The following is a 25,208-nucleotide window of genomic DNA, read 5'->3' on the forward strand; positions in this document are numbered from 1 at the left end:
ATGAGTGTTTCTATTGCTGAAAAGAGTAACTCTGTTTCAAAATTGAAATGGGAGAAAAGCGATTCGGTATGGACCATGGGCCTATATGCCACTGCTGTCGGTGCCGGTACGTTATTTCTCCCTATTACAGTTGGCAGTAATTCTCCGGTTATTTTACTGTTTATTTTATTGCTGGCCTTTCCGCTTTCTTATTATTCCCACCGGGCATTGAGCCGCTTTGTGCTCTCCAGCTCCCACAAGGAGGGGGATATCACCCATGTGGTGGAGGAGCACTTCGGTGCCAAGGCGGGCAAGCTGCTGATGCTGGTCTATCTGATGGCCTTCTACCCCATCATTCTGGTCTACAGCATCTCCATCACCAATGCGATCCAGAGCTTTGTAGTCCACCAGCTGGGGTATGCCGAGCTTCCGCGCGGCTTGCTGGTGCTGGGGGTGATGCTGGGCCTGCATCTGGTGCTGCTGTCCGGCAAGCAGATCGTGGTATCGGCCATCAGCGTGCTGGCACTGCCGATGGTCGCCTTTCTGATTGGCCTCTCTATCTATCTGCTGCCCCAGTGGAGCCTCTCCTATTTTTCCGAAAGTCAGGCGGTGGACTGGCGTGATCCGGCATTCTGGAAATCCCTCTGGCTGATCGTGCCGGTGATGGTGTTCTCCTTCAGCCATGCGCCCATTATCTCCTCCTTCAGCGCGGCGCAGAAGAAGCGTTGTCAGGAGAGCGCCGACCTGCGCGCCAAGCGGATCATCAAGTGCAGCAGCCTGCTGATTTGCGGCAGCGTGCTCTTTTTCGTGGTGAGCTGCGTGATGAGCCTGAGTCAGGCGGAGATGGCGCTGGCCCGCACCGACAATATCTCCGTGCTGTCGGCGCTGGCGAACAAGTTCTCCAATCCGCTGATCGCCTATGTGGGGCCGCTCATCGCCATTCTGGCCATGTCCAAATCTTTCCTCGGCACCTCCATGGGGGTGAGCGAGGGGACGGTGAGCATGGTGAGCGGTGCCTGTCAGGGGCTGGGGCTCTCCCTCAAGGAATCAACCATCGCTCGGGTGTCATCGGTGATCCTGTTTATGGTGACCGCCGTCATCACCTATCTGAACCCCAATGTGCTCGACATCATCGAGCGCGTCAGTGGCCCGCTGATCGCGGTGATCCTGTTTCTGCTGCCGGCCTGCTCCATCTATCGCTTGCCCGCACTCAAGCGTTATCGCGGGCCGAGTACCCTTTTTGTGTTGGTGATGGGGCTGCTTGCCATCTCGGCCCTTATCTACGATCTGCTTTGACCGGGCGGTATCCCGCACAAATCAAAAAGGGCGACCATCTGGTCGCCCTTTTTCTGTGCATCGGGTTTAACCGAGCAGGCCGCTGGCGCTCTGGCCCGCCATCAGCAAGCCGATGGCCAGCACGCTGAACCAGACCAGGGTTGCACTTACCAGCAGATAGCCGCTGGCGACGAACAGACCGTCCCGCTGCAACATGCCGGTGGCAAGCAGCAGGATGGCCCAGGCAGGCATGGCGTTGGTGAACGGGATGGCGCCCAGGGGCAGCATCAGCAGCAGGGCGGCCAGCATGATCAGCAGGCCGTTGCAGCGGTTGACCGTGTTGCTGCCGGTCAGCACCAGCAGGCGCGGGCGGATAACGCGATCGACCCGGGCCAGCAGATCCGCCCCCTTGTGCAGGGTCGGCTTGAGCTGGTCGGCAGCGAAGCGGCGCTCCATCAGCATGGCGGGCAGCCAGGGCACCCGATTGAGAGTGATGCCGATCCCGATAAAGAGGATCAACAGGCCAAACGGGGTGCTGACGCCGGGGATCGAGACCGGCAGCAGGAAGGGGACGGTGAGCAGGACGCAAAACAGCAGCATGCCCTGTTCGCCCACTAGCTCCAGCATCTGGCGCAGGCTGATGTGGCTCTCGTCGATGGCATGCGCGGTGGCCCGCAGGGTATCCGCTAGGGTGGTTTTGGGGTCGTTGAGTTGCGCGGCAACCATTCCCTGATGTCCTTCTAAGTGGTGATCTCGGGCCCCGATGACCCGATTTGGCGCCAGCATACGTGGCAGAGGTTAACCGTCGATGAATGGTGGCGGAGGCGCATAACGGTGCCAGTGGGGCGGAGTGGCAGGGGTTCAGGCGAGGGGGGAAATCCCGCGATGAAAGTGGTCCGGTACAGCCGCCGTTTAGGATGGGCGCAGGACGCCTCTGGTATGCTTTCTGCACAATCACACAGGGAGCAGGGGATGATGATGAAGAGAGCAGGGATAGCGATGATGGGGCTGTTGCTGCCACTGGGGCAGGCCTGGAGTAGCGAGGCCACGACCACATCCGGTTGGCAGGTGACGCCGTTTTTTGGCTACAGCTCAGCCATCGACTTCGAGAAGAGTGACGAGGCGGTGCAGCCGGTGCCGGTCTCGGCCTCGCTCGATTCACTGCAGGGGCAGGGCTCCGGCAGCTGGGGCTTCTTTATCAGCAAGGAGGTGGATGATCCCGGCATGATTGAGCTGCTTTACAGCCATCAGTCCACCACCCTCTCTCCCGACCAGCCGGATCGCCTGACGGTCGATACCCTGCACTTTGCTGGTGCGCTGACCCTCTCTGACAACCTGATGGCACCTTATATCGGCGCCGGTATCGGGGTGATCCGCTTTGCCGCCTATGACAGCGAGGTGACCCCTTCCATGTCGCTGGCGCTCGGGGTGCAACCGCGCCTCGCCGAGCATCTGGCGCTGCGGGCCGAGGTGCGCGGCTATGGCTCGCTGGTCAACGACAGCAGCCAGTTTCTCTGCAACCCGGAGCAGTGCGTGTTCAAGGTGCGGGGCGATCTGGTGACCCAGTGGCAGGCCAATATCGGTCTTACCTTCCGCTTTTAGGCGAGGGGATTTCCCCCATGAAACAGGGGCCATTGGGCCCCTTTTTCAGCAGCAATGTTCCGCCGTGATCGGCAATCAATCGGCAGCTTTTCACGCTTCCTTGTTAGTCGGCGTCGCCCATACCGCGCAGTTTCTGCCCGCCTCCTTGGCGCCATAAAGCGCCTGATCCACCCGCTTGAACAGCGAGACGGCCGGCTCTCTGGGCTCGCGGATCCCCACCCCCAGACTGACCGTCATGGTATGGGTCGGGTCGGGGGCTATGGTGCGGGTCGCAGTGAGCAGGGTGTTGGTCAGTTGCTGCAAGTCGGCTTCGTGGGCGACGGGCAGCAGCAGGGCAAACTCTTCACCACCGACACGGGCCGCCAGCGCACCCGGCGGGCAGTGCTGTTGCAACAGCTCGCCAAACTGCTGCAACACCCTATCCCCGATATCGTGGCCGTAGTTGTCATTGATCACCTTGAAGTGATCCAGATCCAGCAGGATGAGGGCGTGGCAAATCCCCTGTTCCAGAAACAGCTGCTGATGAAAGTAGCGCCGGTTTGGCAGCCGGGTCAGATCGTCGAACAGTGCCTGTTGTCTGAGCTGGGTATTGATCTGGAAGAGGTGGTGCATGGTGCTCAGGATGCCGATGCTGCTGAGCAGGATGCCGCTGGATCGCAGCAGATCCTCGGCATAGATGGCGAGCCAGAGTGGCTGCGCCACCAGTTCATCCATGATGTCGGCGGTGGCCCCCATGATCCACAACATCAGACCGCAGGAGAGTATGCGGTAGGTGTGGGTGGGCAGGTGGGCGCACTGCACCACCCAGAACAGGAACAGCATGGTGAGCCAGTTGATCACCTCGAAGCCAAAGCTGACGGCGTAAAAGCGCTCGTAAGGGAAGTGGGGCAGCAGCAACAGATGAAGGGCCATGATGGCCAGCATCACTATCCCCAGCAGCGCGATGTGGGCGCGATGCTCCCGGTCGAGATGACGGTAGTGGGAGAGGCTGATGTCGAGACGATCGAACTGCATGGTGTTCCTCGGATTGGGACTGCCATCAGGTTGCAAACAAGAGGCTGCGTAATGGCATGCCGTGGTCGGATAACAGGAAACGGCTGGTCTGTCAGTGTAAACGAGCGGGCCCGCAGCGCGCGATATCGATGACGTCAGCTTGTGGGCTGGCTCAGGGTTTGCGCACTTCTGGTGCGTGAAGTATCGGCTGCCCTGCGACAGGGCGACCCTGGGCAGGTTAGCGCAGTTCATGCGCCAAATTGGTGCGTTGATGATGCGTAATCTTACTAATGCAATGATTTAAAAGGATTTAAATTTGTGGCCCGCTTTATGCTTTTTACATGTCAGACGGTCTCTTGCGGTCATCGACGGCAGATGCAGTGATGAGGAAGTGGCAAGAGGCATCCCCGTGCCGGGCGCGGGTGTGATTCTGGCGGGTTGCAGCAACACCTTGCGGTTCGCCACAGATTCAATCAGGGAAACGGAGCCGGTCTTGTACCGGTACGACAGGGAAGGAGAGTGCTCTATGGTCAAAAAATGGATGATGGCGGGTCTGACGATGTTGCCTGCCTTGCTGGTTACCCCAAGTTGGGCCGAAGAGGTCGCTCAGGTACAGGCGGCGGTGGCGCCGGTTGCCGCCATGACAATCAACAAGGGTGACAATACCTGGATGCTGCTCTCGGCAGCGCTGGTGATCCTGATGTCGATCCCCGGTCTTGCCCTCTTCTACGGTGGTCTGGTGCGGGCCAAAAACATGCTGAGCGTGCTGATGCAGGTCTTTACCCTGTTCTGTCTCATCTGCGTGCTCTGGGTGATCTACGGCTATTCGCTGGCCTTTACCGAGGGGGGCAATTTCTACGGCTCCTTCAGCAAGGTGCTGCTCAAGGGGGTGACCCCTGACTCCATCGCCGCCACCTTCAGCAAGGGGGTCGGGATCAGCGAGCTGATCTATGTGGTGTTCCAGGGGGCCTTTGCCGCCATCACCTGCGGCCTTATCGTGGGGGCGTTTGCCGAGCGCATCAAGTTCGCTGCCGTGCTGCTCTTCTCGGTGATCTGGTTCACCTTCGCCTATATCCCGCTGGCTCATATGGTGTGGTACTGGGCGGGTCCGGATGCCTATACCAGCGCCGAAGCCGCAGCAACCGCGACCGCCACTGCCGGTTATCTGTTCCAGCATGGTGCGCTGGATTTTGCAGGCGGCACAGTGGTGCACATCAACGCCGCCGTGGCGGGTCTGGTGGGTGCCTATCTGGTGGGCAAGCGTCTGGGCTACGGTCGTGATCCCATGACCCCCCACAGCCTGACCATGACCATGATCGGTGCCTCCCTGCTCTGGTTCGGCTGGTTCGGTTTCAACGCGGGCTCCGCGCTGGAAGCCAACGGTATCGCCGCACTTGCCTTTATCAACACCTGGGTGGCGCCGGCTGCGGCAGCTCTCTCATGGACCTTGGCCGAGTGGGTGATGAAGGGACGTCCCTCCCTGCTGGGGGCGGCATCCGGTGCGGTGTCCGGTCTGGTTGTGATCACACCGGCGGCCGGTTTCGTCGGCGTGGGCGGTGGTCTGGTGATGGGCCTGATCAGTGGCGTGGCGGGTCTGTGGGGCGTCCACGGTCTCAAGCGTTTGCTGGGTGCCGATGACAGTCTGGACGTGTTTGGCGTGCACGGGGTGTGCGGCATTCTCGGCGCCCTGCTGACCGGTGTCTTTGCCAGCCCGGATCTGGGCGGCACCGGGGTGTGGGACTATGTCACCAATCAGGTTGCCGAGGGCTACTCCATCCTGACTCAGGTGAAGATCCAGGCCATCGGGGTCGGTGTCACCCTGCTCTGGTCCGGTGCCGTGGCGGCGATTGCCTTCAAGGCGGTCGACATGCTGGTGGGGCTGCGGGTGAACGGCGATGCCGAGCGGGAAGGGCTGGATGTCACTTCCCACGGCGAGAAGGCTTACAGCATGTAATCCCGAACGTCAGACAACAAAAAAACCGCCGGTTCCGGCGGTTTTTTTATGGCTCGAGCGTGGCGAAACCTGAGTTCACACGCTTAATTCACGACGGCCACGTTGATGCTGCCATTGCCCTGGGTCATGCGCACACGGGCGCCCGGGGTGAAGGTGGGGCTGGCTTTCTGCACCACCACGATGGCTTCGCCGTTCTCTTTCTTGATCTCCAGCTCGACGCCGTCGACCTGATTCATCTTGTTGCCGATGGCGTTACCTGCCGCTGCACCGGCGATGGCGCCGCCTGCGGCTGCGATGTCGCGTCCGGTGCCGCCACCGACTGTGCTGCCCAGCAGGCCACCGACTACGGCGCCGCCAATGGTGCCCATCAGGGAGTTCTCATCGGCCTGGATCTTCACCGGGCGGGTGGAGATGATGGTGCCGTAGCTGACGGTCTGCACCTGTTTGGCGCGGTCTTTGGTGTAGACATCGCCAGAGTAAACGTCACTGTTGGCGCATCCGGTGATGGTGGTCGCTGCCAGCAGGGCAATAAGGGTCATACGCTTCAACATGGTGGGCCTCCTGGGCTGCACGTAATTTGAACAATCCGGTTGATGAGTGAACTTTACTCCAACCCCGTCACACATGAAATCGGCAAAATGTAACCAATTATGCGTTCTGTAACCGGTTTTGTCCTTGAATCGCAGCTGTACCGGAGAGGGTTTTAACCAGCAGCAGACGGTCTTCTCCGGGGCCGAAATAGTCGGCTACTTCCGCCTGCAATGTGTAACCGAGCCGGTAGTAGAGGCGCTGGGCCGGATTGGCCGGATCGACCGTGAGCCGCAGTTCGCTGATCTGCAGCGCCTGCTGGTTGGCCTCCATCTGGCGCATCATTCGCTCGGCCAGACCGAAACCGCGCGCCTCGGGCAGCACCGCCAGCGAGAGCACCCAGCCTTGCGACCGCTCCTGACCGAATCCCCCCAGCACATACCCCACCAGCTGCCCCTCGTATTCGGCCACCAGCAACAACTCGGGCCACAAATCCATCGCCTGACGGAAGAAGAAGGCGGGATAGACATCTTCGCCAAACACCTTGGCATCGATCTGCCAGATGGCGTGCATGTCATGGTGGGTAGCGGTGCGTAGCAGGGGCGGGTTGTGGTGCATCAGGACTCCATTGGCAGCAAACGGATCGGCAACGCCGCTGACCTTGGGGTCAACGGCAAAAAAGGAGTCATAGGGTAGTGGTCATCCCCTGCCGGATGCAAGGGATTGGCGGTTATGGCGGCAGGGGGCGGCTCTGGGGCAGTTTGGGGGCCTTGCGCAAGCCGTCGAGCAGATGGCGAAGGGTGAGCCAGGGGTGTCGCAGCAACATGCGCGGGCCGCTCCATTTCATCACCTGCTGGATCTGTTTGCGCATCGCCGGTGCGTAGCAGTGGATATTGCAGTTGGCGCAGGTAGGTTTGTGGCCGTGGCCATAACGGCAGCGACGCAGGCGCTGATGGGCGAAATCCCGCAACTGGCGACAGTGGCGGCAATGGGGATCCTGATGATGGTGCTGGCAGTAGAGGCGGATCATGGCGCTGACCGTCTGCTGCTCGCGCATGAGTCTGGGGTGGTCACTCGCCTTTTTGCTGGCTGCGGCGTGTGAGCCCTGGGCTGGGCTGGCATGATGACTTTTCATGGCCGCCATTCTCCTGACCTGCTTGCATGGGGTGTTGATACAGGTCAAAAGGGGGGATAAAAAACAGGGCCCGCAGGCCCTGTGTCATCAGATGAGGCTGGTTGCCTGCTCCAGCCAGGCGAGATCCTCGCCTTCGAGCAGCGGGCTCAGGCGGCGGAACACCTCAACGTGGTATTCGTTGATCCAGCGGAATTCGGCCGGGCTCAGCAGGCTGCGGTCGATCAGGCGGGTATCGAAAGGCACGTAGGTCAGACGCTCGAAGCCCAGCATGGGCAGCTCGCCAACCTGTTCCAGCTCGGTCACCACTACCAGGTTTTCGCAACGGATGCCGAAGCCATCTTCACGGTAGTAGCCCGGCTCGTTGGAGAGCACCATGCCCGGTTGCAGGGCAACCATGCTCCCTTTCGGCGCGATGCGCTGGGGGCCTTCGTGGACACTCAGGAAGTGGCCGACGCCGTGACCGGTGCCATGGTCATAGTTGTAACCGGCCTGCCACAGCGGCATGCGGGCCAGCACGTCGAGCTGGATACCGGCGGTGCCACGGGGGAAGCGGGCCTGATCCAGCGCGATATGGCCCTGCAGTACCCGGGTAAACATCGCTTTCTGCTCGTCGCTCACCTCACCCACCTTGATGGTGCGGGTGATGTCGGTGGTGCCATCCATATACTGGGCGCCGGAGTCCAGCAGATAGAGGCTGTCCTGACCAAACGCACGGGGGGTGCCGTTGGTGTGGTGGTAGTGGCACATGGCGGCGTTGGGGCCGAGCGCGGAGATGGTGTCGAAGCTTGGCTCGACGTAGTGCTCTTGCTCGCGGCGGAACGCTTCCACCTGATCGGCCAGGGTGCCTTCATCCACCCCCTCGAACTCGCCGGAGGCGATCAGCCGATCCAGCCAGGCGAGGAAGCGGGTCATGGCGATGCCATCGCGCAGATGGGCGGCGCGCATGCCGGTCAGCTCGACCTCGTTCTTGCACGCTTTCGGCAGCATGGTGGGGTCTTGGCCAGCCACCAGAATGGCGCCCGCCTCTTCCATGACGAGCTGGGTCCAGGCGTTGGCGCTGTCCGGATCGGCCAGCACCTTCTGCTGATCTTCACCGATGCGCTGCAGCACGTCACCCAGCTTGTCGATGGGGTAGACGGAGACATCCTGCCCAACGTGCTGGGTAAAGGCGAAGCAGTCAATTTTGTCGGTATCGACGAAGAAATCCATGCTGGTGTTGGCGTAGAGCACCGCAAAGCCCAGCACCACCGGCAGCCGGTCGATGTCGCGGCCACGCAGGTTGAGCAGCCAGTTGATGGGCTCGGCCTGGGTCAGCAGCACGGCATCCAGCCCGCGCTTGCGCAGGTCGGCCGCCAGCTGTTCACGTTTGGACTGGCTGGACTGGCCTGCCAGCTCCTCGCTGTAGAGGATGACCGGGCTCTTGGTCGGCTCCGGGCGATCGCTCCAGTTCAGGTCGATGGGGTTCTGCTCGACGCGGATCAGCTCGATACCGCGATCGGCCAGCACCGCTTTGGCATTCTTGTACCAGGTCAGGCTGTGCAGGCGGGCATCGAAGCCAACCCGGGAGCCTGACGGCAGCTGTTCGGCCAGCCACTGGACATGGGGATTTTCAATGAGGTGGAGGAATTCGAACAGTTCGGCGGGAGTTTGCATCCGCGCCTGCACCGTATAGCGACCATCGACAAAGAGGGCTGCTCGCTGGGCCATGATGATGGCGACCCCGGCAGAGCCGTTGAAACCTGTGATCCAGTCAAGCCGCTCGGCATAGGCGGGGATGTACTCGCCGAGGTGCTCATCATCGTGGGGGACGATAAAGGCGTCCAACTCCTGCATGGCCAGCTCGGCCCTGACTTGGGCGACGCGGGTTTCAATTATCTCGAAATTATTCATGTCGTTAGTGCCAGATGGTTGCTATATGAGTGTTCAGTTTTTATGGCCGCTGGCCAGGATCCGCTTGATCGACTGACCCGCTGCTTCGATATGCTGCCTGAGCAGCACCACCGCCTCGTGCTTGCGCCGGGCGCGGCACAGCTCCAGCAATTGGGCGTGTTCACGCTCCGCCTTGTCCACCCCGTCGCTGGCAAACAGCAGCTCGAAGCGGACATAGCGGTCACAGCTCAGATTGATCTGGGCGATCAGTTCAAGTGCCTGGGGGCGACCGGCTGCCTGATAGAGGGTGGCGTGAAAGCTGTGGTTCAACTCGGCCCAATGTTCGATCTGGGTGCCTGACTCCAGGGCGTGATCAAACTGGGCGAGGATCGCCTCCGCTTGCGCGAAGGTGGCTTCCGTCATCTTGTCGACGGCGTGAAACAGGGTATCGGCTTCCAGCAGCGCTCGCAAATAAAAGAGCTCTTCAATGGCCGAGGCGTCCAGCATGGTGACCACGGCGCCGCGATGGGCTTCGAACTTGACCAGCCCTTGCGCCTCCAGCTGCATCAGGGCTTCGCGCACCGGAATGCGGCTCACGGCCAGCTCTTTGGCAATGGCATCCTGACGCAAGGGGGCGCCAGCGGGGAACTCCCCACGGAGGATCCGGCCACGGAGGTTTTCCATCACCATCTGGGTTCGGGTCTTGTAGGGTGGGGTCATGGTCGGGTCACGATTGGGCGTTACAGAATTGTATATTGTATAAAGTTTGGCTGAATCTAACCTGTCACAATGGGCAAAGGCAAGGTTTTGGCCCCTTTAACGGGGGCGATGGCGGCGTTCGGGGCTCCACAAAAACAAAAATGCCGGTCAGCGTGGCTGACCGGCATGATGTCACTGATACGAAGCGAGCCTGTTACAGCTGCGGGCCTGCCGCAACCAGACGTTTGCCTTCATCGTTATCGGTGAAGCGCTCGAAGTTCTTGATGAAACGGCCTGCCAGATCGACGGCCTTGGCATCCCACTCGGCCTTGTCGGCGTAAGTGTCGCGCGGGTCGAGGATCGCCGGGTTCACATCGTGCAGCGCGGTCGGGATCTCCAGATTGAAGATCGGCAGCACCTTGGTCTCGGCCTTCTCGATGGAGCCATCCAGGATGGCGTCGATGATGGCGCGGGTATCCTTGATGGAGATGCGCTTGCCGGTGCCGTTCCAGCCGGTGTTGACCAGATAGGCCTCTGCACCTGCCGCTTCCATCCGTTTCACCAGCTCCTGACCGTACTTGGTCGGGTGCAGGGAGAGGAAGGCTGCGCCGAAGCAGGAGGAGAAGGTCGGAGTCGGCTCTGTGATGCCGCGCTCGGTACCGGCCAGTTTGGCGGTGAAGCCAGAGAGGAAGTGGTACTTGGTCTGCTCCTTGGTCAGTTTGGAGACCGGGGGCAGCACGCCGAAGGCGTCGGCAGTCAGGAAGATCACCTTGGTGGCGTGACCTGCCTTGGAGACCGGCTTGACGATGTTGTCGATGTGATAGATGGGGTAGGAGACGCGGGTGTTCTCGGTTTTGGAGCCATCATCGAAGTCGATGGTGCCATCGGCGGCAACGGTCACGTTCTCCAGCAGCGCATCGCGGCGGATGGCGTGGTAGATGTCCGGCTCAGCCTCTTCGGAGAGCTTGATGGTCTTGGCGTAGCAGCCCCCTTCGAAGTTGAACACGCCGTGGTCATCCCAGCCGTGCTCGTCATCGCCGATCAGCTGGCGCTTGGGATCGGTGGAGAGGGTGGTCTTGCCGGTGCCGGAGAGGCCGAAGAAGATGGCGACGTCGCCGTCCTGACCCACGTTGGCGGAGCAGTGCATGGAGGCAATGCCGCGCAGGGGCAGGAAGTAGTTCATCATGGAGAACATGCCCTTCTTCATCTCGCCACCGTACCAGGTGCCACCGATGAGCTGCATCTTCTCGGTCATGTTGAAGGCAACAAAGTTCTCGGAGTTGAGACCCTGCTCCTTCCAGTTCGGGTTGGTGCACTTGGCACCGTTCATCACCACGAAGTCAGGCTTGAAGGTTTTCAGCTCTTCATCGCTCGGACGGATGAACATGTTTTTCACGAAGTGTGCCTGCCAGGCCACCTCGGTGATGATGCGCACGGCCAGGCGGGTATCCGGGTTGGCACCGCAGAAACCGTCGACCACAAACAGGCGCTTGCCGGAGAGCTGTTTGGTGACTAGCCCTTTCAGATGTGACCACACTTCCGGGGTAATGGCTTTGTTATCGTTTTTACCCTGGTCAGACCACCACACAGTATCCTGGGTAGTGGCATCTTTGACGATATATTTATCTTTCGGGGAGCGACCGGTGAAGATACCGGTGTTTACGTTGACGGCGCCCAGCTCGGTCACCACACCGCGCTCGAACCCTTCCAGGTCAGGGCGTGTCTCTTCCGCGAAAAGCTGCTCGTAAGAGGGGTTGCGAACGATTTCTTGGCTGTTTTTGATGCCGTACTGGTCCAGTCCTAATTGTTGGGCCAGGGTGGGTTCTGCCACGATTGTCATTGTATTCTCCTGGGTTCAGAGGTTGGTAGGGTTCTATCTGACGATCATCCTATCACTTAGGTGGTAGAGTTTAGCGATCGCCATCAAACTTTATAAAATAGGGTATTTTTTTGTTATTAAAGTTAAAGGCGGGTTTTGCCCGCCTTTAATTAGTGTAACTGGTTTGCATCATTGCCGGGAGCCCTGCTGAACAGGGTTTCGACATCGATCCCATTAAATTGGTACTGGGCGCCGCAATAATCACAGTGCATGTCGATCTTGCCGAGCTCCTGCACCATCTCCATGACCTCTTCCTTTTCTATCTGCAACAGGGCTCCTTCGCAGCGCTCGCGGGAGCAGGTGCAGCGGAACTCGACCGCCTGCGGATCGAACACCCGCACCTTGTCCTGATGGTAGAGACGGTAGAGGATCTCTTCTGCCTGCAGGCCGAACAGCTCTTCATCCTTGATGGTGCTGGTGAGCTGGGTCAGGTGATCGAAGTCGTTGCTGTGATCCTCGCTCTGGGCGGGCAGCTCCTGCAGCATGATGCCGGCAGCGCGCGGCGCACCTTCGTGGTAGCCGGTGCGGATCCACAGCTTGGTGGCCAGCTGTTCGGAGCGGGCGAAGTAGTGCTCCAGGCAGCCCGCCAGAGTATCGGCGTCCAGCGCGATGATGCCCTGATAGCGCTCGCCCTGCTCCGGGGTGATGGTGATGATCAGCTGGCCGTTGCCGATCAGGCTCTGCAGCTTGCCATCGTTCGGCAGCTCGCCTTCATAGCGGGCCACGCCGCGCAGCTGCTGGTTGTTGTCACCGTTGATCACGGCCAGACGCACCGGGCCATCGCCCTGCAGTTGCACTGTGATGGAGCCTTCAAACTTGAGGGTGGCGGTCAGCAGGCTGGTGGCGACCAGCAGCTCGCCCAGCAGTTTTTGCACCTGCACCGGGTAGTTCTGGGCTTCCACTACGTGGCGGTAGGTGTGATCCAGCTGGACCAGCTCGCCACGCACTTCGTACTCTTCAAACAGATAGCGATACAGCAGATCTTGGTTGCTCATCATGTATTCCTGGCTTTTCGGTGAGGTAAATCGGGCGGGCTGGGGTTGAGGCCAGCCCGGTATCAAATCGGGGTCGGTCAGTACTGTTTGACCTTGAGCAACTGGCGTCGCTCCTGCTTGTCGGGGCGGCGCTCGGGGCTGGGGGCAAACTGGCTGTTGAAGCGGCGCGCCTCGCTGTTTTCGGCCCGTTTTTTCAGGCTCTCGGCGGTCTCTTCATAGAGCTGCTGGGCCAGCGGGGCCGATTTGCGCTGCTCGCTCAAGGCCAGCACCCGCACTTCCCGTTCGTCCTGTCCCTGCCAGAAGCGGATCAGTGCCCCCACTTCCACCTGTTTGCCCGGTTTGCTGCGCTGACCATTGTAGTGCACCTTGCCCCCGTCTATCTGATCCCGCGCAATGGAGCGGGTCTTGTAGAAACGGGCCGCCCACAGCCACTTGTCGAGACGAACCTCGAGGGCACTTTCTGCATGATTGGGCATGAACAGGCTCCATAACGGGGAAAAGAGGTGGTCGATTATACCAGAGCACGGGGTCGGGATAGAAACCGGGCAGCCGCCGCGCGGGGCGCAAACCATGTCAAGGTGATGCAACATATGGGCAGTTTGCTGATTCACAAGGGAAAGCCGCTGCTTTATCGGGTATTCATGGTGGCAGGGAGGGGCCTTCATACCGCGCATATAAAGCTGCCGCCCCGGTTGGGGGCGGCAGCGTTCACATCCGTTTACCACGACTCAGTCAGAAGTGATCGTGCTGATCCGGCTTCTTCTGGTCGTGGGGGCCTTCGCTGTGGGCGATGGCGGTGCGGATCAGATCAACCCCGGCGCGGATAATCAGCACCCCCATGTTGACCAGCTTGACGCAGACCCACATGAAGGTGATGAGCAGGATCAGCTTGAGCACTGTCTGGAACGCTTCCAGGAAGTTCTGCTCCAGCTGGGCGGTCAGGCCGTTGGCGCTGGTCATCAGCCAGGTGTAGACCTCGCGCACGAACGGGATGCGGCTTGGCATCTCCAGCACATCCAGTGCGGCAGGGAGCGCCTGGAAGATGACGATGCTGCCGAACAGGATCAAAATGACACCGATGGCGATGCCGAGGAAAAAGCCGAACTGTCTCATGGAGGGCTCCAGCATTTGCTGCATGAAATTGAAGATAGCCGCCAATAGTAGGGAGTGCCCTGCTTCATCGCAATCTTCCGTACACCGCCAGCGCGGCGGGAACGGCGGCGATCCGGCCGCTACCGTTGCCCAACTATCTGATTTCTGGGAGGCTTGTCGCCATTGTGCATAGGGAAAGCAAATTGATGTCGAGAACCCTCTTTTTACTCTTGCTGGCGCTGTTTGCCTCTCTGCCAGCCCTGAGTGCCGAACCGGCGGCACCGGCGGCACCGACGGCAGCCGCCTGCGCCATCCGCCATCAGGATCAACTGCTGCTGGTGCAGGATCGCATCTCCTCCCGCTACAGCCTGAGCGGCGGCTACATAGATGGCGACGAGCGCCCCGAGCAGGCGGCGCTGCGCGAACTCTATGAGGAGACCGGCTTGCGGGGGGAGGTGGTGCAGGAGCTGGGCCGCTGGCAGCGGGCGGTTATCTTCGCCTGCCGCACGCTGGAGCCTATCGTCGCCCAGCAAGATTCCGATTTTGTCTCGCTGCTGAAGGCCCCCAATCTTGGGGGAGAGATCCTTAACGCCCGGCTGATCGCCATCGACCAGCTCCCCCGCGAGCAGCGCCGTTTCCCGGATCAGCTCGACTGGCTGCAATCCCGACTGGATAAGGTGCCCGAGAGCGAGGTGCTCTGGCAGGCCGATTTCGTGATGCAGGGCAATGCGCTGCATCAGGTCGAGATCCCGCTGATGATGCGGCTGCAACAGTGGTTGGGGCCCGATATCTGGTGGCTGTCGGTCAGCAATCTGTTTGGTTCAGGCGGCTTTCAGCTTGCCCTGATACCTTTGCTGCTCCCGCTGCTGGGGTGGCCGCGGCTGCGCCAGCTGCTCTTTGCCATGCTCTGGCTCGGCTTGCTGGTGCAGGCAAGCAAGGAGGGGATCGGCTGGCCGCGTCCCTTCCATCTGCAACCTCTGCTCGCGACTCACAGCGCTCAGGGCTTTGGCATGCCGAGCGGCCACACTGCCTCGGCCCTGCTGTTCTGGGGAGCGCTGCTTGGCTGGCTCTGGCCTGCCCGGCGGGGGCTGGCCTATTCGCTGGCCTTGCTGCTGGCGCTCACCACAGGTCTGGCGCGGGTCTGGCTCGGGGTGCACTTTATCTCCGACGTGGCGGTTGGCCTGCTGATTGGCGCCTTGCTGCTGGCGGTTCGCCCATACTGGCGGCTGGATCAGCGCGCTTCTGCTTGGGGCTTGCTGATCGCTGCGGCACTGGTTTGCGCTGGCCTGAGCCAGTCGGCCCATCTGGCCGGGATCGGCATGGCAGCCCTCGGGATCTGGGTTGGCGGTTTGCGCTCCCTGACTCGCGGCGGTTATCCCCCCATCCTGACCGGTGCGGTCACGCTGGCGGGGGGCGCGGTGATCGGGGCGGGACTCTGGGCTCTGCCGCTGCTGACCAGCAGTTCGCTGACCATATTGCTTGGTCAGTTTGTGCTCTTTTTCGGGCTGGGGCTCTGGTTGAGCGCTGGTCTCTGGTGGATACTCTCTTTCTTGAAATGCGACACACGACCCAAGGGCAACGGCTCTGACAAGGGAACTCTATGAATGTGAAAAAAGTGGATTTGGCCAAGATAACCCTCGGGGTGCTGTTTATCAGCCTCCTGATTATCTCCTGTTTCTTGGTGTTGCAGCCCTTCCTGCCTGCGCTGGTGTGGGCCACCATGATCACCATCGCCACCTGGCCGCTGATGCTGATGATGCAGCGGCTGTTGTGGGGCAAGCGTTCGCTGGCGGCCCTCTTTATGACGCTGGTGCTGCTGCTGATGTTTGTCATCCCGCTCTTTATGACGCTGGCCAATGTGGCGGAGAAGGCGCCCATGCTGATTGAGCTGGGCACCAGTATCAGCCACTCACCGCCGCCGGAGTTGCTCTGGCTGCAACAGATCCCGCTGGTGGGCGGCAAGCTCTATGAGTTCTGGCAGCAAATTCTGGCGAGCGGTGGTCAGGTGCTGTTTGCCAAGCTGGCGCCCTATTTCGGCCAGACTGCCCGCTGGCTGGCCTCTCAGGCCGGTAATCTGGGGCTGCTGTTCGTTCACTTCCTGCTGACGGTCGGTATCTGCGGCCTGCTCTATCACTCCGGTGAAGTGGTGGCGACCGGCATTCGCCGCTTCGCCCACCGGCTGGCAGGGCAACGGGGTGACAATGCCACCGTGCTCGCTTCACAGGCGATCCGCGCCGTGGCGATGGGGGTAGTGGTGACCGCGCTGGTGCAATCCTCGGTGGCCGGTGTCGGCCTGCTGATTGCCGGTATCCCCTACGCCATGATCCTGGTGGTGGTGATGTTCCTGCTGATCGTCGCCCAGATCGGCCCCTTCCCGGTGCTGCTGGCCTGTATCAGCTACCTCTACTGGAGCGGCGACACCACATGGGGCACCTTCCTGCTGGTCTGGTCACTGTTTGCGGGCACCATGGACAACTTCCTGCGTCCCTTCCTGATCAAACGCGGCGCCAATCTGCCGCTGATCCTGATTCTGGTGGGGGTTATTGGTGGCTTGCTGACCATGGGGATCATCGGTCTGTTTATCGGCCCCGTGGTGCTGGCGGTGGGTTACACCCTGCTGGATGCCTGGATCAAGGAAGATGACCAACCTGCGACCGCTGCGGTTGAACCACCCAAGGCCGAGTGACGATTCAGTAACAAGACTATTCAGCCATCTATCGCTGATACAAAGAGCCGCCCATAAGGGCGGCTCTTTTGTTTGTGGTGATCGTGGTTTATGGCGATCGAGTCAGATTGGTTGATCCTCGCCAGCCTCCATATCCCACATATGACCGTCTCATGTAGGTTCGATTAGCGAAGCGTAATCGGACGATCGAGATGCCGCTGTTCCGGTTCTATCCATAAGTCGGCGGTGGCCCGTCATAGGGGAAATGCGGGTGACTTATGGCGGTAAAGCAGACCGGGTAAGCGGTATAAGCTGAATTTATGGATTTGTGTTAAATGCCCCAATTTTTGCTTATACCGATGTCTATCCAGCCCCCACGCCACGATTTGGCTCGAAACAGGCCAGCCACAGGCAATGGCCGATTTGTACCAACCCGTATGCAACTAGTGTTACCGCCCATGTTGGTTCGAATAGCGAAACTGATAGGAGAATCGAGATGCCGCTGTTCCGGTATTTCCGTGAATCAGCGGCCTCTGGTAGAGGAGAAATATGGATGGCCGTTATTGTGGGGGAATGGATTTACGCGAACGTCCGATTACGCCTGGCGGCTAATCGAACCTACGGGCTGGCGATACGGTTGCTTACTCAGAAAGGTGGGCGTCCTAATTTCTCACCCCGCTTTTTGGGGCCCCACTTGCTTGACTTGTTAGCATTTTTGCCATGCGCTCTAAATCACTGGCCACATCATTAAATCCGAAATAGTTTGTAGGATGCTCATACATCATATCGTGATGATCTTTTTGTGGCTTATAGTCCGGCAGTCTTGAGCGAAGCTCATCACGAAGCATCATTACATCTACTCGAAACCTACGATCATATTCAGCATTTCTTTCACTGCTTAAGCGCATCATATTATTTGTCTGCGCTTCCCAATTTGCTTGTCGCTGATCCTCTGAACGTAACGAAGATGAACGACTTTCCATCATGTTACGATCATCTTCTCGTTTGTATCTCTCGATAAATTCTCTGAGATTTTTCACAACTTCTAAGGTTTTGTCTTTTAAAGCTACCTCATCGGAATCTACAATTTGTTGTACTTTATCATCGTACTTAAGCGCTCTATCTTTATACGATTCAGCTTGTTCAGACTTTAAGTGTAAACGTTCCTTCAGAGTTTCATTTGATGCTTTCAATTGTTCGATAACAGCAGTAAATCTCCATTGTGCTGCTAAATAGGCAAGACCGAAAATAATCGCAGAAATAATAAGAAAAACAAATGGGGCTTGAGATACTACTGACCATTCTTTTGATATGTACTCAATTAATTTTTCCACAATACTCCCTCATGAATGCTCACAGTTATTAGATGAATGGAGACACTAATCCGTGAATAGAACCTTTCATATAGCCCCAGTTTGTCCTAATCACCGCAACGAAAAATAAAAAGATTACCAACCAACCTCTGGTGCTGAACGTATTCGTCAGTCATCTTCTTTTGGAGCTATTTTTTGCCATCTGGCAAAAATACACTTCTAGGGCGGCAATGGAAAGTGCCACCGAGTCTCAGCCTCTTGAATAACTCGGGAGTGTGACCTAGGCGACACCCATATGGCTTTGCTGGCCAAGATGTGGAACGGCGGCTGGTTCAGGGGCTTGTGGTCAACAGAAATGGGCGGAGACAAATAACCCGGGGCGTGGCAACGCCCCGGGTTATCAGTGGGTAGATGAGGGGCAGGCTGGCTGGTGGAGGGTGATGCAGTGAATACCGCCGCCACCGGCGGCGACCGGATCAATATTGATCTGCACGATGTCGCGGCCGGGGTAGAGGCGGGTCAGCAGATCGTGGCAGTAGCTATCGGCGGCCTTGTCGCCAAACTCGGGGGCGATCACCGCACCATTGATCGGCAAATAGTTGATATAACCGGCGGCAAAGTCGCGGCTGCGGCTAAAGCGGTTGTCCCGCACATCGAGCGGGGGCGGCAGCACATGCAGCTCCAGCTTGTTGCCGTCGGCATCGGTGGCCTGTTTGAGGATGGCCATATGCTGGCGGGTCACCTCGTAGTCGTCGGATTCCGGATCGTTGTCCATATTGACCACCACCACCCCGGGGCGGACAAAGCGGGCATAGAAATCGACGTGGGCATCTGTGATGTCTTTGCCCTTGATGCCCGGTAGCCAGATGATTTTGCGCAGCCCCAGATTGGCTTTCAGCTCCGCCTCCAGTTGCGCCTTGCTCACCCCCGGATTGCGGTTGCTGTTGAGCCAGCAGCTCTCGGTCATGATGGCGGTGCCGTTGCCATCCACCTCGATGCCGCCCCCCTCGCCAGTCAGCTTGCTCTGCAGATAGTGGGCATCCGCCTGCTGGCTGACCAGCTCGGCCACCCCCGCATCCTGTTCGTGCTCCTGCTTGTCGCCCCAGCCGTTGAAGTTGAAATCCACCAGCCCCAGCTCCCCTTCGCCGTTCTGGACGAAGACGCCGCCGGTATCGCGCAGCCAGATATCGTCCAGCTCGGCGATGATAAAGCGGGTGTTCTGCTCGCCACAGAGTTGGCGGGCCAGCGCCTCCTCCTCTTCGCGGCAGAGCACACTCACCTTGGTGTAAGGGGTCATGGCTTTAACCAGCCGCCCTATGGTGGCCTGCTCCTCTTTGTAGTCGCGGCCCCAGATATCGGCGCTGGCGGCAAAGGCGATCCAGACCTGCGCCTGAGGGGCGGCTTCATCGGGCATATGGAATGGCTCGCCGCTGGCGCTGGCAGCACCCTCCTCTGCATTGCCGCTGGCCGCGTACACCTTGCCTGGCAGATTGCCGAGCCCGGCCAGCGCACCGATGGCCGCCAGCTGTTTCAATATGTTGCGTCGGGATGGCATGAAAAACTCCTTGGATGAGGGCGCTCTTTGCTGTCGCTGATTGACCGGAAGTGACAAGCGCTGTTAATCGAATTGCGTTGAGTAATAGGCTATCCGTGGCTATAGCGGTGAACAAACGATCAATTTTCGGTGAAAGTGATAAGTGGAGCTAATCAATGGCGTTCAAACAGTGGCCCCCGCTCAACGTGCTGCGGGGCTTTGAGGCGGCGGCCAGACTCGGCAGTTTTCATCAGGCGGCGCAGGAGCTGCATCTGACCCAGTCCGCCATTAGCCAGCAGATCCGCTCGCTGGAGGAGCTGCTCGGCCAGCCGCTGTTTCACCGGCAGGGGCGCTCGGTCGCGCTGACCGATGCGGGGCAGGATCTGCTGGAGACCACCCAGAGCGTGCTGTTGCAGCTGGCGATGGGGATCCAGCGGCTGGAGCAGTACCGCAAACCGAACCAGCTGGTGCTCAACACCAGCACCACCATCGGTCGCCACTGGCTGCTGCCGCGATTGGGGGAGTTTCACCGCCTGCATCCCGACATCGATCTCTGGCTGTTTACCAGCGATGAAGAGCCCGACATGGCCGAGCAGACCGTTGATCTCGCCCTGCGCTGGGATCTCGGGCCGCAGGCCGAGTGTCGCCATCAGCACCTGCTGGCGGATCGCTTGCTGCCGGTGGCCACCACAACCGTGCTGTCCCGGCCCGCGGAGGAGCGCACCACCCTGCACGGCGAGCGGGAACTGGATTGGCATCACTGGACGCTGAGAGGAGGGGAGGATCTGCACCTGCAGACCAGGGGGCTCAACTTCTCCGATCCCGGCCTGCTGCTGGAGGCCGCCAGTGCCGGACTCGGTGTGGCGCTGGTGAGTGAACTGCTCTCCCGTCCCGCTCGTCAGCAGGGGTTGCTGTTGCCGCTCTCCACCTGTCGGGTCAAGGGGCCGCAGTGGAATTTGCTGGTGCATCAGGATAGCGAGGGGATGCCGGAGTGCCGCGCCTTCTGCCACTGGCTTGGCCAGCAATTTGCCGACGGTGAACCCGACCGGGAGGAGGGCGGGGTTGCCACCCTCTGAGACAGGTCACTGAATCGGGGGCGCTGGCGTGGTTAAATGGTCGGCTCACATCTTGCCGGATATTGCTGTGACCATGCCATCTGACCTTCAGCCGCTGCTCGCTTGGCCTGACTATCTGCAGGCATCCTGGCTGCGCTGCACCCACCAGACCAGTGCCACCCTCTGGCATCCGCCCCACAGCGCCAAGGGGCAGACCTTGCAGAGCCTGCGCCAGCGCAAGCGCGACCTGCTCACCACCGGCGAGATGGCCCTCGAGGATCTCTACGAATTTATGGAGGGGCGCCCCTGCGCTCTGCTGCTCACCGACGAGAGCGGCTGCCTGCTGGCCCGGACCGGCCACCCCGACACCCTGCGCGAGCTGGCGGCGCTGGGGTTTGGCCCCGGCGCCTTTTTCAGCGAGGGGCGCATCGGCACCAACGCCATCAATCTGGCGGCGCTGGAGGGCGTGCCGCTCTGCGTCAGCGGTCCCCAGCACTTCAACCAGACCCTCCACCCGTGGCACAGCTGCGCCAGCCCGGTCTACAACAGCAATGGCCGTCAGGTCGCCATCATCGCATTGATCTGCAAGGTGGAGGAGGCGAGCGCCGGCGATCTGGCGCTCACCGTCAGCGCCGGGCGCGAGCTGGCCCATCTGCTGCAGATGGAGACCCTGATGCAGGAGTCCCAGCACCACCTGAGCGAACTTTACGCCCTGCTCGATGGCATGGATGACGGCGTGCTGGCCTGGGATCCGCAAGGCAGGCTGCGCTACCTCAACGCGCTGGCTGCCAACCGGCTGCGGCTCGATCCGGCGCTCTGTCTCGGCCAGCCGCTGGAGCAGCACCTGCTGCTGCCCCAGCGGTTGCAGCTGGCCATCAGGGGGCAGACGCCGCTCAGCCATGTGGAGGTAACGCTGGAGAGGCTCGGCGCCCGGGAGGGGGAGTTTATCAATGCGCTGGTGAGCCTCAAGCCGTTGCCGGGGCCGGAGGGGGTCAGCTTTATCGCCCTGCTGCACCCGGTCGATCGGCTGCGGGCCATTCATCAGCTGCGCCAGACTGTGCCCGAGCTGTCGGCACTGGTGGGGGAGTCGAGCGCCATGCGCAAGCTGCTGCGCTATGCCCGGCAGGCGGCCCAGAGTCAGGGGCCGATCCTGCTGCGCGGTGAGGAGGAGGTGGGCAAGGCCCAGCTGGCGGAGGCGATCCACTTCGGTAGCGAACGGGCCGCCGGGCCGCTTATTACCCTCAACTGCAAGGCGCTGCCGAGCGAGCGGATGGCGCTGGAGCTGATGGGTTCCGACGAAGCGGGGCAGGAGCGGGCGGGCAAGTTCGAGCTGGCCCACGGCGGCACGTTAGTGCTGGAGCAGGTGGAGTGCCTCTCTGCCCCCATGCAGGCAGCGCTGCTGCAACTGCTCAAGACCGGTCGCATCCAGCGCTTCGATTCGGCCCGTATCCTGCCGCTCAAGGTGCGGATCATCGCCACCAGCAGCGCTCCGCTGGAACAACTGGTGCAGGAGGGGCTGTTTGGCCGCCAGCTGCTCTATGCCTTGCAGGCGTGCGAGCTATGGCTGCCGGGATTGCGGGAGCGCGCGGCGGATCTGCCGGGCCTTATTAGCCAGCAGTTGGCGGCGCAGGGTCGTGAGCCGGTGCGCCAGTTCAGTCCGGCGGCCCTCGATTGTCTGCTCGCCTATCCCTGGCCCGGCAATCTGGGGGAGCTGCGCAGCGCGGTGGAGCATGCCCTGCTTCATGCCGGTCAGGGGCTGATCCCGCCGGAGGCGCTGCCAGCCGCCATTCGTCACGGTTATCAGCATGTGGCGGATGAGGTGGTGGGGCAACCGCTGCTCACGCTGGCGGAGCTGGAGCGGCAAGCCATCTTGCGCTGCGCTCACGCCTGCAAGGGGCAGGTGAGCCAGATGGCCCAACATCTGGGTATCAGCCGCACCACCCTCTGGCGGCGGCTCAAACTGCTCGAGATCGATCCCGCCGACTATCACGGCTGACGGCGAGCCGTCGCCAACAGGCCCGCAGAAAATGAAAAGGCCCCGCAGTTGCGGGGCCGTGTTATATGGCAGAGTCAGTCGTGGCGCGGTTACAGCCCCAGCTGGTGGGCGGTGACGATAGCCGCCAGCACATCCTCGGCGGTGACCTTGAACGGCATATTGTGGATGGTCTCGCCCTCGGCGGTAGAGGCTTTGGCCACCTCCATCAGGCGCGCCATATCCAGCTCCTTGACTCCCATCATATGCAGGTTGGTCGGCAGGCCAACCGAGCGGCAGAAGCCCAGCACGGTTTCGATCTCCGCCATCGGCGCGTTCTCCAGCACCAGCTGCACCAGGGTACCGAACGCCACTTTTTCACCGTGATAGAGGTGGTGGCTCTCGGCCAGCTGGGTCAGGCCGTTGTGGATGGCGTGGGCGGCAGCCAATCCGCTGCTCTCGAAGCCGATACCGCTCAGGTAGGTGTTGGCCTCGATGATGTTCTCCACCGCCTTGGTGCAGAGCCCCTGTTCCACCGCCAGCTTGGCCTTGTAACCATCGGCCAGCAGAGTCTTGTAACAGAGCTCGGCGATGGCCTGCGCCGCCAGCGTGGAGGCACCACCGGCCATGGTCTGGCAACCGGAGACCTTGTTGGCGCGCGCCTCGAAGTAGGTGGAGAGCGCATCCCCCATGCCGGAGACCAACAGCCGTACCGGAGCGCGGGAGACCACGCCGGTATCCATGATGACCATGTTGGGGTTGGTCGGGATCATCAGGTATTCGCTGAACTGCCCCTCCGGGGTGTAGATGACCGCCAGCGCGCTGGTGGGGGCATCGGTGGAGGCGATGGTGGGCACTATGACAACCGGCACCTTCTGGTAGAAGGCGACCGACTTGGCGGTATCCAGCGTCTTGCCGCCGCCGATGCCGATGATGACGTCAAACGGGGTCTGCTTGCAGCGGGCCAGCAGGCGGTCGATCTCTGGGCGGGAGCACTCGCCGTTGAAGCAGTCGAACTCCGGCTTGATACCGGCACCGTGGAAGCTGGTAGCCACGGTATCGCCCACCAGCTTGGTGACGAAGGCGTCGGCCAGGATCAGCGGCTTGCTACCGAGCGCTTTGACGTAGTTGCCGATATTGGCGAGGGCCCCGTTGCCTTGTACGTATTTGCTGGGACTGATGATAATGCGGTCCATATTTTATCCCTCTCTCTTTATGAATTAAGAATCGGGGCGAAGGGGCGGCTGTGCCGGGGACTCCTTCGTCTTGAATGAAGCTGCACAGGCTCAGCGAGCGAGTGCAGCCCCTTGAAACAGTGGCGTCAGTCGCCAAAGCGCTCGTCGGCCAGCTGCTGGAAGCAGGTCAGTGCGGCGGTGGCATCCTCCCCGCGCGCCAGCAGGGTGAGCTGGTCGCCCTGACGCACGTTGAGCATGGCGAGCCGGGTCAGGCTGCGGGGATTGGCCTCTTTGTCCCCCTTTTGCAGCTTGAGTTCAGCGGCAAAGGGCTTGAGGGCGGCCACCAGTCGGGCGGCGGGGCGCACATGCAGGCCGTGGGGGTTATCCACCACCACCTCGCAGCGCAGCCAGCCGTCGTCGGCAACGGGGGCTGTCTCGGTGGCGGCCTGCGCCGCGCTGGCAGGCAGCATCGCCTGTTTTGGGCCCAGCGCGCCGAGCGCCTCGGCGGCCACCTCATCCAGCGTCAGGCCTGAACCGGCCGCCACCACGGCGGCCAGAGTACCTTCGACCAGCGGGGCCGGGCAGAGCCGCACTCGGGCGCTCAGCTCCGGGGGCAGCAGTTCGAGGGCGGTCTCGGCGCTGAGCAGAGCGCTGCCCAAGTCCATCAGCACCAGCACGCCGCTGCCGTCATCCGCTTCTTCAATCGCACTCATCACCGCGATGGCATCGGTTCCGATGGGGTGGTCGGGGTCATCGACCCCGGCCGCCAGCAGCAGGCGGGCCGGGCTGCCGAGCTGGTCGGCCAGCGCTTTCAAGCCGGCCGCCAGCATGGCGCTGTGAGAGACAACTACGATTCCGATCATGTCACAACCTCGCTCTGTCACGCAGGGCGGTCAGCAGCAGCAGGGTCGAGGTGGCCCCGGCATCCTGATGGCCGATGCTGCGCTCGCCAAGATAGCTGGCGCGCCCCTTGCGGGCCTGCATCTGGATGGTCGCCTCGGTACCTGCTGCGGCGGCTGCCACCGCCTTGTCCAGCGCTTCGTTGAGGGGCAGATCTTGCTGCTGAGCCTGCTGCAGGGCGGCCAGTGCCGGCCACCAGGCGTCGCACATGGTCTTGTCGCCCGGCTCGGCACGGCCGCGGGAGACGATCCCCTCGACCCCGTCGCTCAGCATTTTGCACAGCTGACTGAGACTGAGGCTCTGGCAGGCATCGCTGCTGGCTGCGGCCCGGATAAAGAAGGTGCCGTAGAGCGGGCCGCTGGCACCGCCGACCGAGGAGAGCAATGTCATGCCGGTGGTTTTCAGTACCTGCCCGATATCCTTGTCCGCTACTGCCGGCAGCTTCTCGGCCACCTTGGCGAAGCCGCGCTGCATGTTGAGGCCGTGGTCGCCATCACCGATGTCGGTATCCAGCGCGGTGAGGTAGTCACGCTGCTCGGTAAAGATGTGTTCGCAGTCGAGCAGCCAGTTGACGATGTGATGCTTGCTTAACAT

The 25,208-nt window shown here is 60.9% G+C and carries 23 protein-coding genes; 7 read left to right on the plus strand and 16 right to left on the minus strand.

Going from position 1 to position 25,208, the window contains the following annotated elements; genetic code table 11:
* Positions 1-1,275 carry an amino acid permease gene (locus ACTG1P_RS15570; RefSeq protein ID WP_440001658.1) on the plus strand — a complete coding sequence of 425 codons (1,275 nt, stop codon included), beginning with the start codon at positions 1-3 and terminating at the stop codon, positions 1,273-1,275.
* A 66-nt stretch (positions 1,276-1,341) separates the two neighbouring features.
* Here the strand turns inward: ACTG1P_RS15570 and ACTG1P_RS15575 are convergent, their stop codons facing one another.
* On the minus strand, positions 1,342-1,980 hold the full coding sequence (locus ACTG1P_RS15575; protein WP_040067711.1) for an exopolysaccharide biosynthesis protein: 639 nt from the start codon (positions 1,978-1,980) through the stop codon (positions 1,342-1,344).
* 252 nt (positions 1,981-2,232) lie between these two features.
* On the opposite strand from ACTG1P_RS15575, the gene ACTG1P_RS15580 reads away from it, so the two are divergent.
* Positions 2,233-2,856 (plus strand): outer membrane beta-barrel protein, encoded by a 624-nt coding sequence (locus tag ACTG1P_RS15580; RefSeq protein ID WP_440002312.1) that lies wholly within the window; start codon positions 2,233-2,235, stop codon positions 2,854-2,856.
* Positions 2,857-2,946: 90 nt separating this feature from the next.
* Here the strand turns inward: ACTG1P_RS15580 and ACTG1P_RS15585 are convergent, their stop codons facing one another.
* Positions 2,947-3,870, minus strand: coding sequence for a GGDEF domain-containing protein (locus ACTG1P_RS15585; RefSeq protein ID WP_440001659.1), 924 nt, complete (start codon positions 3,868-3,870; stop codon positions 2,947-2,949).
* A 505-nt stretch (positions 3,871-4,375) separates the two neighbouring features.
* On the opposite strand from ACTG1P_RS15585, the gene amt reads away from it, so the two are divergent.
* Positions 4,376-5,803, plus strand: a complete 1,428-nt coding sequence (gene amt, locus ACTG1P_RS15590; protein ID WP_005355035.1) for an ammonium transporter — start codon at positions 4,376-4,378, stop codon at positions 5,801-5,803.
* 83 nt (positions 5,804-5,886) lie between these two features.
* Here amt and ACTG1P_RS15595 read toward each other — a convergent pair whose 3' ends face one another.
* The 9 genes from ACTG1P_RS15595 to ACTG1P_RS15635 form a co-directional block, all read right to left on the minus strand.
* On the minus strand, positions 5,887-6,354 hold the full coding sequence (locus ACTG1P_RS15595) for a glycine zipper 2TM domain-containing protein (RefSeq protein WP_069554244.1): 468 nt from the start codon (positions 6,352-6,354) through the stop codon (positions 5,887-5,889).
* A 97-nt stretch (positions 6,355-6,451) separates the two neighbouring features.
* Positions 6,452-6,949 carry a GNAT family N-acetyltransferase gene (locus tag ACTG1P_RS15600; RefSeq protein WP_064339292.1) on the minus strand — a complete coding sequence of 166 codons (498 nt, stop codon included), beginning with the start codon at positions 6,947-6,949 and terminating at the stop codon, positions 6,452-6,454.
* A 112-nt stretch (positions 6,950-7,061) separates the two neighbouring features.
* On the minus strand, positions 7,062-7,466 hold the full coding sequence (locus tag ACTG1P_RS15605; RefSeq protein WP_440001660.1) for a nitrous oxide-stimulated promoter family protein: 405 nt from the start codon (positions 7,464-7,466) through the stop codon (positions 7,062-7,064).
* Positions 7,467-7,553: 87 nt separating this feature from the next.
* Complete coding sequence (locus tag ACTG1P_RS15610) at positions 7,554-9,356, minus strand: aminopeptidase P family protein (protein ID WP_440001661.1); 1,803 nt, start codon at positions 9,354-9,356, stop codon at positions 7,554-7,556.
* Between the two features lie 33 nt (positions 9,357-9,389).
* A complete protein-coding gene (locus ACTG1P_RS15615; protein ID WP_005340138.1) occupies positions 9,390-10,055 on the minus strand; it encodes a GntR family transcriptional regulator in 666 nt (221 codons plus the stop codon).
* Between the two features lie 193 nt (positions 10,056-10,248).
* Complete coding sequence (pckA, locus tag ACTG1P_RS15620; protein ID WP_005340139.1) at positions 10,249-11,874, minus strand: phosphoenolpyruvate carboxykinase (ATP); 1,626 nt, start codon at positions 11,872-11,874, stop codon at positions 10,249-10,251.
* Between the two features lie 149 nt (positions 11,875-12,023).
* Positions 12,024-12,908, minus strand: a complete 885-nt coding sequence (gene hslO, locus ACTG1P_RS15625) for an Hsp33 family molecular chaperone HslO (RefSeq protein ID WP_162517420.1) — start codon at positions 12,906-12,908, stop codon at positions 12,024-12,026.
* A 77-nt stretch (positions 12,909-12,985) separates the two neighbouring features.
* Positions 12,986-13,384, minus strand: a complete 399-nt coding sequence (hslR, locus tag ACTG1P_RS15630; RefSeq protein ID WP_005340141.1) for a ribosome-associated heat shock protein Hsp15 — start codon at positions 13,382-13,384, stop codon at positions 12,986-12,988.
* A 256-nt stretch (positions 13,385-13,640) separates the two neighbouring features.
* Positions 13,641-14,021 (minus strand): hypothetical protein, encoded by a 381-nt coding sequence (locus tag ACTG1P_RS15635; RefSeq protein ID WP_005340143.1) that lies wholly within the window; start codon positions 14,019-14,021, stop codon positions 13,641-13,643.
* A gap of 185 nt (positions 14,022-14,206) precedes the next feature.
* Here ACTG1P_RS15635 and ACTG1P_RS15640 point away from each other — a divergent pair, with 185 nt between their 5' ends.
* A complete protein-coding gene (locus tag ACTG1P_RS15640) occupies positions 14,207-15,604 on the plus strand; it encodes a bifunctional NUDIX hydrolase/phosphatase PAP2 family protein (RefSeq protein WP_440001662.1) in 1,398 nt (465 codons plus the stop codon).
* A complete protein-coding gene (ydiK, locus tag ACTG1P_RS15645) occupies positions 15,601-16,686 on the plus strand; it encodes an AI-2E family transporter YdiK (RefSeq protein WP_201980005.1) in 1,086 nt (361 codons plus the stop codon). The genes ACTG1P_RS15640 and ydiK overlap by 4 nt, the downstream gene beginning before the upstream one ends.
* 641 nt (positions 16,687-17,327) lie before the next feature.
* Here ydiK and ACTG1P_RS15650 read toward each other — a convergent pair.
* Together ACTG1P_RS15650 and ACTG1P_RS15655 are read right to left on the minus strand one after the other, a co-directional pair.
* A complete protein-coding gene (locus tag ACTG1P_RS15650) occupies positions 17,328-17,999 on the minus strand; it encodes a hypothetical protein (protein ID WP_440001663.1) in 672 nt (223 codons plus the stop codon).
* A 379-nt stretch (positions 18,000-18,378) separates the two neighbouring features.
* Positions 18,379-19,533, minus strand: coding sequence for an agmatine deiminase family protein (locus ACTG1P_RS15655; RefSeq protein WP_440001664.1), 1,155 nt, complete (start codon positions 19,531-19,533; stop codon positions 18,379-18,381).
* 155 nt (positions 19,534-19,688) lie between these two features.
* On the opposite strand from ACTG1P_RS15655, the gene ACTG1P_RS15660 reads away from it, so the two are divergent.
* Complete coding sequence (locus tag ACTG1P_RS15660) at positions 19,689-20,588, plus strand: LysR family transcriptional regulator (RefSeq protein ID WP_440001665.1); 900 nt, start codon at positions 19,689-19,691, stop codon at positions 20,586-20,588.
* 73 nt (positions 20,589-20,661) lie between these two features.
* Positions 20,662-22,563, plus strand: a complete 1,902-nt coding sequence (dhaR, locus tag ACTG1P_RS15665) for a dihydroxyacetone kinase operon transcriptional regulator DhaR (protein WP_440001666.1) — start codon at positions 20,662-20,664, stop codon at positions 22,561-22,563.
* A gap of 89 nt (positions 22,564-22,652) precedes the next feature.
* Here the strand turns inward: dhaR and ACTG1P_RS15670 are convergent, their stop codons facing one another.
* The 3 genes from ACTG1P_RS15670 to dhaL form a co-directional block, all read right to left on the minus strand.
* The gene (locus ACTG1P_RS15670; RefSeq protein ID WP_440001667.1) at positions 22,653-23,735 is read right to left on the minus strand and encodes a glycerol dehydrogenase; all 1,083 of its coding nucleotides are present in this window, start codon (positions 23,733-23,735) and stop codon (positions 22,653-22,655) included.
* A 125-nt stretch (positions 23,736-23,860) separates the two neighbouring features.
* Positions 23,861-24,577, minus strand: a complete 717-nt coding sequence (gene dhaM / locus ACTG1P_RS15675; RefSeq protein ID WP_042052611.1) for a dihydroxyacetone kinase phosphoryl donor subunit DhaM — start codon at positions 24,575-24,577, stop codon at positions 23,861-23,863.
* A 1-nt stretch (position 24,578) separates the two neighbouring features.
* A complete protein-coding gene (gene dhaL, locus ACTG1P_RS15680) occupies positions 24,579-25,208 on the minus strand; it encodes a dihydroxyacetone kinase subunit DhaL (RefSeq protein WP_047437877.1) in 630 nt (209 codons plus the stop codon).

This window comes from Aeromonas sp. 11P, from assembly GCF_051920165.1.
In the GTDB taxonomy this organism is placed as follows: Bacteria; Pseudomonadota; Gammaproteobacteria; order Enterobacterales; family Aeromonadaceae; genus Aeromonas; species Aeromonas veronii.

Coding starts and splice junctions, on each gene's coding strand:
- ACTG1P_RS15570 (WP_440001658.1), top strand. CDS start 1: ATGAGTGTTTCTATTGCTGAAAAGAGTAACTCTGTTTCAAAATTGAAA.
- dhaR (WP_440001666.1), top strand. CDS start 20,662: ATGCCATCTGACCTTCAGCCGCTGCTCGCTTGGCCTGACTATCTGCAG.
- pckA (WP_005340139.1), bottom strand. CDS start 11,874: ATGACAATCGTGGCAGAACCCACCCTGGCCCAACAATTAGGACTGGAC.
- ACTG1P_RS15600 (WP_064339292.1), bottom strand. CDS start 6,949: ATGCACCACAACCCGCCCCTGCTACGCACCGCTACCCACCATGACATG.
- hslO (WP_162517420.1), bottom strand. CDS start 12,908: ATGAGCAACCAAGATCTGCTGTATCGCTATCTGTTTGAAGAGTACGAA.
- ACTG1P_RS15670 (WP_440001667.1), bottom strand. CDS start 23,735: ATGGACCGCATTATCATCAGTCCCAGCAAATACGTACAAGGCAACGGG.
- hslR (WP_005340141.1), bottom strand. CDS start 13,384: ATGCCCAATCATGCAGAAAGTGCCCTCGAGGTTCGTCTCGACAAGTGG.
- ACTG1P_RS15605 (WP_440001660.1), bottom strand. CDS start 7,466: ATGAAAAGTCATCATGCCAGCCCAGCCCAGGGCTCACACGCCGCAGCC.
- ACTG1P_RS15575 (WP_040067711.1), bottom strand. CDS start 1,980: ATGGTTGCCGCGCAACTCAACGACCCCAAAACCACCCTAGCGGATACC.
- dhaL (WP_047437877.1), bottom strand. CDS start 25,208: ATGTTAAGCAAGCATCACATCGTCAACTGGCTGCTCGACTGCGAACAC.
- ACTG1P_RS15585 (WP_440001659.1), bottom strand. CDS start 3,870: ATGCAGTTCGATCGTCTCGACATCAGCCTCTCCCACTACCGTCATCTC.
- ACTG1P_RS15610 (WP_440001661.1), bottom strand. CDS start 9,356: ATGAATAATTTCGAGATAATTGAAACCCGCGTCGCCCAAGTCAGGGCC.
- ACTG1P_RS15595 (WP_069554244.1), bottom strand. CDS start 6,354: ATGTTGAAGCGTATGACCCTTATTGCCCTGCTGGCAGCGACCACCATC.
- ydiK (WP_201980005.1), top strand. CDS start 15,601: ATGAATGTGAAAAAAGTGGATTTGGCCAAGATAACCCTCGGGGTGCTG.
- ACTG1P_RS15580 (WP_440002312.1), top strand. CDS start 2,233: ATGAAGAGAGCAGGGATAGCGATGATGGGGCTGTTGCTGCCACTGGGG.
- ACTG1P_RS15640 (WP_440001662.1), top strand. CDS start 14,207: ATGTCGAGAACCCTCTTTTTACTCTTGCTGGCGCTGTTTGCCTCTCTG.
- dhaM (WP_042052611.1), bottom strand. CDS start 24,577: ATGATCGGAATCGTAGTTGTCTCTCACAGCGCCATGCTGGCGGCCGGC.
- amt (WP_005355035.1), top strand. CDS start 4,376: ATGGTCAAAAAATGGATGATGGCGGGTCTGACGATGTTGCCTGCCTTG.
- ACTG1P_RS15635 (WP_005340143.1), bottom strand. CDS start 14,021: ATGAGACAGTTCGGCTTTTTCCTCGGCATCGCCATCGGTGTCATTTTG.
- ACTG1P_RS15615 (WP_005340138.1), bottom strand. CDS start 10,055: ATGACCCCACCCTACAAGACCCGAACCCAGATGGTGATGGAAAACCTC.
- ACTG1P_RS15655 (WP_440001664.1), bottom strand. CDS start 19,533: ATGCCATCCCGACGCAACATATTGAAACAGCTGGCGGCCATCGGTGCG.
- ACTG1P_RS15660 (WP_440001665.1), top strand. CDS start 19,689: ATGGCGTTCAAACAGTGGCCCCCGCTCAACGTGCTGCGGGGCTTTGAG.